Origin of the sequence: Methanobrevibacter sp., assembly GCF_036307625.1 — an archaeon.
Classification (GTDB): Archaea; Methanobacteriota; Methanobacteria; order Methanobacteriales; family Methanobacteriaceae; genus Methanocatella.
This window is the reverse complement of sequence record NZ_JAXJXF010000028.1, coordinates 1-6518: the sequence shown is the minus strand read 5'-3', so window position 1 is coordinate 6518 and position 6518 is coordinate 1. Positions and strand designations below refer to the sequence as shown.

Annotated in this window: 9 protein-coding genes; all 9 read left to right on the top strand. The window is 32.4% G+C overall.

Features of this window, described 5'->3' with window-relative positions:
- Window positions 1-166: 166 nt before the first annotated feature.
- Window positions 167-805 carry a hypothetical protein gene (locus UIB65_RS01515; protein WP_330039383.1) on the top strand — a complete coding sequence of 213 codons (639 nt, stop codon included), beginning with the start codon at window positions 167-169 and terminating at the stop codon, window positions 803-805.
- 2 nt (window positions 806-807) lie between these two features.
- On the top strand, window positions 808-1881 hold the full coding sequence (locus tag UIB65_RS01510; protein ID WP_330039382.1) for a rod shape-determining protein: 1074 nt from the start codon (window positions 808-810) through the stop codon (window positions 1879-1881).
- Window positions 1882-1924: 43 nt separating this feature from the next.
- Entirely contained in the window at window positions 1925-2539 is a 615-nt protein-coding gene (rnhB, locus tag UIB65_RS01505; RefSeq protein WP_330039381.1) for a ribonuclease HII, read from the top strand.
- Window positions 2540-2629: 90 nt separating this feature from the next.
- Window positions 2630-3469 carry a MotA/TolQ/ExbB proton channel family protein gene (locus UIB65_RS01500; RefSeq protein WP_330039380.1) on the top strand — a complete coding sequence of 280 codons (840 nt, stop codon included), beginning with the start codon at window positions 2630-2632 and terminating at the stop codon, window positions 3467-3469.
- 8 nt (window positions 3470-3477) lie between these two features.
- A complete protein-coding gene (locus tag UIB65_RS01495; protein WP_330039379.1) occupies window positions 3478-3891 on the top strand; it encodes a biopolymer transporter ExbD in 414 nt (137 codons plus the stop codon).
- 16 nt (window positions 3892-3907) lie between these two features.
- Window positions 3908-4534, top strand: a complete 627-nt coding sequence (locus UIB65_RS01490; protein ID WP_330039378.1) for an IMP cyclohydrolase — start codon at window positions 3908-3910, stop codon at window positions 4532-4534.
- Between the two features lie 36 nt (window positions 4535-4570).
- The gene (locus tag UIB65_RS01485) at window positions 4571-5335 is read left to right on the top strand and encodes a coenzyme F420-0:L-glutamate ligase (protein WP_330039377.1); all 765 of its coding nucleotides are present in this window, start codon (window positions 4571-4573) and stop codon (window positions 5333-5335) included.
- A gap of 9 nt (window positions 5336-5344) precedes the next feature.
- Window positions 5345-6250 (top strand): 2-phospho-L-lactate transferase, encoded by a 906-nt coding sequence (cofD, locus tag UIB65_RS01480; RefSeq protein ID WP_330039376.1) that lies wholly within the window; start codon window positions 5345-5347, stop codon window positions 6248-6250.
- A gap of 20 nt (window positions 6251-6270) precedes the next feature.
- The coding region (locus UIB65_RS01475) for a GTP cyclohydrolase IIa (RefSeq protein WP_330039375.1) at window positions 6271-6518 on the top strand (248 nt) is incomplete at its 3' end.

Below are 6518 nucleotides of genomic sequence, written 5' to 3'. Positions count from 1 at the left end.
TTAAAAGATAAAATATATATAATAATAGATTGAAAAAATATTAATTGTTAGACTTTAAAAACGGTTATCTTGTTAATATTTTAAATGATTAATATTAATTATTTTTTAATTTTAACGCATGTTTTTAGGGTTAATATGATTTAATTAATATAATGTGAGTAGTTCGATGATTGAAGATAATATACGTGTTCTCAGGCAGGCTGCAAGAATCACCACCGATAGTAATTATAAAATCGAAAAAAGTTGGTGTATTATTGCAGGGAATGCAGAGTTAATAGATAATATGGCATACAAGGCCATTGCTTCTAATCATAATGTAAAAATTCTATTTAGGGAACATGTTATATTGAAGGAAGGCAAGCTGGATAAAAAATTTGATTTTATCATGCTTTATGGTAATTCAATTGTTATGAATGATTTCAAAAGTGAAACTAAAAAAAGGGGAGGTGCTTATATTAGTATTTCTCGTAGTTTTTTAGTTGAAGAACCTAATTTGATGGCTTTTGTAGCGCCAGATGATGTGATTAGAAATGTCGTATCAATTGTTGAAAAATCCAGAATTCCATTTGCAATCTTACAAGAATCACAAACTACTAGTTTCATTAATATTGATTTAAATAATGAAGTAAAATTGCCAAACTTCATCAAATCTGCTTTGAAACCATTTTATAATGCAAATGAGGTTGTTTTGTCAACAATTTTGATTTCTGTTGATGATGACAAATTTGTTAAAAGGGTTCAAAGTATTGCTACATCAAATAAAATTTTCGTTATAGATTTTAAAGATATTGTAACGGAGGATTAATCATGAATATTTTTGGAAAGGATGAGGAAGAACCACAAGTTACTAATACTAAAGTTATTAGCAATAGTCTAGGAATTGATTTAGGAACTTTAAACACTGTTATTGCAAAACCTTCAGGGGATAAATTTGATTTATATCAAATTCCATCTGTTGTCGCCGTTAAAAAGGATGACCCTTCTGAAGTGTTAGCTGTTGGAGAAGAAGCTAAAAGAATGCTTGGAAGAACTCCTGAGGATATACTTGCTGTAAGGCCTTTGAAAAAGGGTGTTATTGAAAATGTTGTTCAAGCTCAAGCTTTACTCATTAAGGCAATGCAAATTGGTATTAATGAAGGAGAAAGTGTTGGTAGAATTGTTATCGGAATTCCTGGTGATGCATCTGAAGTAGAAAAAAATGCTGCTGAAGAAATTGGTAGAAAAGCAGGTGCTCAAAATATTTTAGTTATTAGTGAAGGATTAGCGGCCGCTATTGGTGCAGGTTTACCTATTGCTGAACCTAATGGTACTATGGTTATTGATATTGGTGCTGGATCAACTGATATCGTAATTATATCTCTTGGTGGTATTAATGATATTGAAACTGTAAGATGTGGTGGAGATGACATTGATAATAAAATAGTGGAACTTGTCGCAGAAAAATATGATGTAGCTATTGGTATTCATGATGCAGAATCCGCAAAAATGGAAGTAGGTATGGTTCACTGTTCCGAACAACTTGAAAATTTAAGTGTTGAAGTTATTGGTAAATCTTTAGAAACTAATAGGCCTAAAAAGGTTGTTATCGATTCAATGTTAGTGGCTGATGCTGTTGAGCCATATATGCAACAAATCGTCGATGGTTTAAATGTGGTCTTAGAAAGATTATCTCCGGAATTAATGATGGGTGTATACAACAATGCTGTTGCAGTTGGTGGAAGTTCCAGACTTCGTGGACTAAAAGAAAGAATTTTTGATGAGATTTCTATTCCTGTTGAAATTTCCGAAGATCCAATGACTGTTGTTGCAAAAGGTACTGCGATAGTTGCTGCAGAACCACTTGCATTAGAACCTGAAGTCCGTCTTAGGGCTATGAAATAAATAATTTTATTTATTTCTTTTTTACTTTTTTTCACTGATTTTTATGGATATTTTAGGCATTGATGAAGCTGGAAGAGGATCTGTTTTAGGACCTATGGTAATTGCGGGAGTCATTATTCCTGAAAAAATGGAGAAAGTCTTGGAAAGAATGGGTGTTAAAGATTCAAAAAGACTAACTCCGAATAGGCGTACAATTTTGTCAAGAAAACTAAAAAAAATGTTTGAATATGAAATTGTAGTTATTTCAGCTTTAGAAATCGATAAAATGAGGGCTGACGGTATTAACCTCAATGATATTGAAAAAAATGCCATGAGAGATCTTATCATTAAGTTAAATCCTGAAAAAGCCATAGTTGATGCAGTTGATGTTAAAGCAGAAAGATTTCAGAATTATCTCTGTGAATCAACTGGTGTGGATGTTACTGCCGAGCATAAGGCTGATGATAAATATATTGAAGTAAGTGCAGCGTCAATTATTGCTAAGGCTGAAAGGGATTCTCAAATTGCTGAAATCAACAAGGAATTTATTAAAATGGGGGGTATTGGTTCAGGTTATCCTTCCGACCCTACAACAAAAAAATTTTTAACTAATTATACTTATGATGAGATGCCGGAATTTGTCAGAAAGTCTTGGGCAACTGTTTCTAAAATGAAATAATTCTCTTTTTTTTAAATAATATTTAAGTATATGAATTAATAAAACTATCTTTATATATTTTTTCAATAGTGTATAAAGAAAGTTGATATAATGGTTGTTGAATATTTTTCTTCATTTTTAAGTGGAATAGTGGATATTTTTACTCAAGGAGGTTTAATTACTTATATTATTCTCTTTATAGGTATTTATGGTCTTCTTATTGCTATTAGGAAGATTGCATATCTTAGGAGAATCAGTAAAGTAGACACTACTGAAATTTTTGGTGTTGTAACTGCTTCTATGGAGAGAGGTGGTGCTGTTGAAGCTTTAAAACAAATTAACGGTTTTAAAAACCCTATTTCTAGAATTATTTCTGAAACTTTAAAAATTGGTTATAAAAATAAAACTGAAGTTGAAGAAAGTATGGAACAGATTTTCATTGTTGAAGTAGCAAAGATGACTAAAGGGTTAAATACTCTCAGAACCATAATTGAATTGGCTCCGTTTTTAGGATTGATTGGTACTGTTATCGGTATCTGGATGACATTTAAATCTTTAGGAGTTCATCCGGATTCTGCAGCTATGGCTGAAGGTATTTACGTTGCTTTAACAACTACAATTATGGGTCTTTTAGTAGCTATTATTTTGCTTCCGCTCCATACATATATTCAGGGGTTGATTGAAGCTGAAATGGATAAAATTGAGCTTGCCACTAAAATGACTAATTGGGGTTATGCCGTAGTTAAAGTAAGGGTTGACTCTAATGTGGAATGTGCTCTTGAAGCTCTTCAGGAAGCTGAAGGTGTGGTCAATACCAGATTAATTTCAGACCCTTATGCAAATATTAAAGTTTCATTTAAACCAAGTATGTTGGATAAGAGTATTTCCAATATTATTTTAGAGAAATGTAATGTAAATGCTGAAATTACTGAAAGTAAATTGAGACAATAGGTGATGGAATGGCAATTGATGTAAGAAAACATAAAAAGAAAGTTCTTGATCAAAAACCAGGTATTAATTTGGTTCCATTCATTGATATCTTATTTACTATTATGATATTTTTAGTTATTACTAGTAATTTTTCAGCTACTGATGTTCAAACTGATGCTTCTGATGCTACTTCTGATGCAAGTGGAAAACCTAATGTGACTGATGTTTCTGGTGACCAGGAATATTATGTTGTGCCTGTGGCCGGATTACACAAAGTTGTAGTTAATGGTAAAGACCGCTCGGATGCCATTGCAGGTAGTGCCGTAGGGGTTCAGGCGAAGGTTATGGATCAAGGTGAAGTCAATATTAAACCTGGATTAATTGAAATCACTACACCTCCAGGAGTGCCTCCTGAAGTGGCGGTTCAACGTCCAGTGTTATAATGTGAGAGGAATGATTATGTATACGGGGAGAATTTTATCAATTGGGATGAATAACGATGGTAAACCTTTTGTGGCATATCGGGTATCAAGTAGGTCATTTCCTAATAGGCAATGTTTAAAATTTGATAATCGTGCGGCTATTGTGCCAAAAGAAGGTTTTGAAAAAGATATCTATGAAAATACATACATTACTTATAATTGTATTCGTATTGTAAGAGATATGGCGATTGTATCCAATGGGTCTCATACTGATGTTATTGCTGATAAAATATCATTGGGAATGAACATTAAGGATGCTATTGCTTATTCTTTATTGACTATGGATTATGAGAAAGATGATTATCATACTCCAAGAATTGCTGGAGTCGTGACATCAACAAACAAGAAGAATGAGTATGGCTGTTATATTGGAATAGCTAACGATAAAAAATTATTGGTTGAAGAAGTTCCTTACGGTGATGCTGTATTTATATCTACTTATGGTAGTCAGGTACATGATGTTGTAGAGTTTGAAGCTAAAACTGCTGCTGAATCCGCTAAATTTATTTTTGATGAAGGTACATTTGCTAATTACAAAAAACCTGTAACTTCTGGGGCGGCTGTTTTTGATGGAGAATGGACTATTGATGTCTATAATCCCTAATTTTTTTATTTTTTTTTAATTTTTTATGATGATATTATGACAATTGAATTATTTGGTTTAGAGAATATTCCGATTGTTGATAGTTCTAGTGATATTTCCGAAATTATTAAGGATGCTATTGACAAACAGGGCTGTTCTATTGAGCATGGGGATATTATTTTAATTGCTGAAACATTAATTTCCAAATCTGAGGGTACTTTTATTAATGTTGATGAATTAGTTCCAAGTGAAAAGGCCATAGATTTGGCTGAAAAATCCAAAAAAGATCCAAAATTGGTTGAAGCAATTTTAAATGAATCTAATGAAGTTGTTGAAGTGGGTCCTAATTTTATCATTACTGAAACAAAACATGGGTTTGTTTGTGCAAATGCAGGAATTGACGAATCCAATGTTGGTGATGGATTGGCCACTCCAATGCCTATTGACCCAGACAAATCTGCTTTTGAAATTCGTGAATTTTTGGAAAAAGAATTCTGTGAAGAAATTGCTGTAATAATTACTGATACTCAAGGAAGAGCTTTCAGATTTGGTGCTATTGGAACTGCTATAGGATGTTCTGGGATTTCACCTTTGTGGAGAAGAGTTGGTGAAAAGGATTTATATGGTAGAGAGTTAGAAACTACTGAAATTGCCACTGGTGATGAATTGGCTGCAGCAGCATCTCTTATAATGGGTCAAGCTGATGAAGGACTTCCTGTTGTTATCATTAGGGGATTCGATAGCTTTGACACTTTGAGAAATGTCGATTCAAACATGAAATCTATAATAATGCCAAAAGAATTTGATGTATTTAGGAAATGAGTGAAATTTATGATTACTGTTTTATCTGGAGGTACAGGTACTCCAAAATTATTGCAAGGCTTGAAAGAGATTGTTGATCCTGAAGAATTAACAATTATTGTAAATACTTTAGAAAATGATTATTTTTCAGGTGTTTATGTATCTGCTGATGTTGACACTGTTTTGTATACTATGTCTGACATGATTAATGATGAATTGTGGTATGGTGTAAAAGGAGATACTTTCGTTACTAATGAAAGACTTAATGAGATAGGCTGTCCGGAATTGCTTAGAATTGGGGATATTGACCGTGCGACTAAAATACAAAAGACCCAACTGATGGAAAAATACGGCCTTACAAAAGCTGTTGAAATTCAAGCTGAAAAAATGGGCATAAAATCTAAAATAATTCCTATGAGTGATGAGAATTCGGATATTAAAATAATCACTGATGTTGGCGAGTTGGAATTTCATGACTTTTTAATTAAACATCAGTCTCAGCCTGAAGTGTTGGATGTTAAGTTTTCCAAGGTTTCACCTGCTTCTGGTGTTGTAGAAGCCATTAAAAATTCTGATGCGGTCATAATTGGACCATCTAATCCAATTACTTCAATATCACCAATATTGTCTTTGGATGGAGTTAAAGATGCTTTAAAAGAAACTTATGTGGTTGCTGTTTCTCCGATAATTGGTTCTGATTCTGTTTCAGGTCCGGCTAGTAAATTTATGAAGGCACTCAATATTGAAGTTTCATCAATAGGTGTTGCATCATTATATGAAAATTTTTTAGATAATATTGTTATTGATAATGAAGATATTGATAAAAAACAACAAATAAATCAAATAGTTAATAAGGTAACAATTACAAATACAATAATGAATAATTTAGATGCTAAAAAAAATTTAGCCCAAATTATTATAGATAGTATTCCTTAATAGAAAGAGGCGATTATCAAATGATACAGATGACATTAATACAAATTGACAATTATGGGCCTTGGACCGTAACTCCAAGACCAAGAACTGAATCCGACTTACAAATGCTACAAGCGAACTTATTTGCAGATTTGAATAATCATTTTGGAAATAAAAAAGGTTTAGTTTTCTTTACAAGATTCGATAATTTACTTGCAATTTCAAATGGTCTTGATGAAGAAGATCATTTAAGAATTCAAAGATCTATTAGAAACAGATACCCTATCAC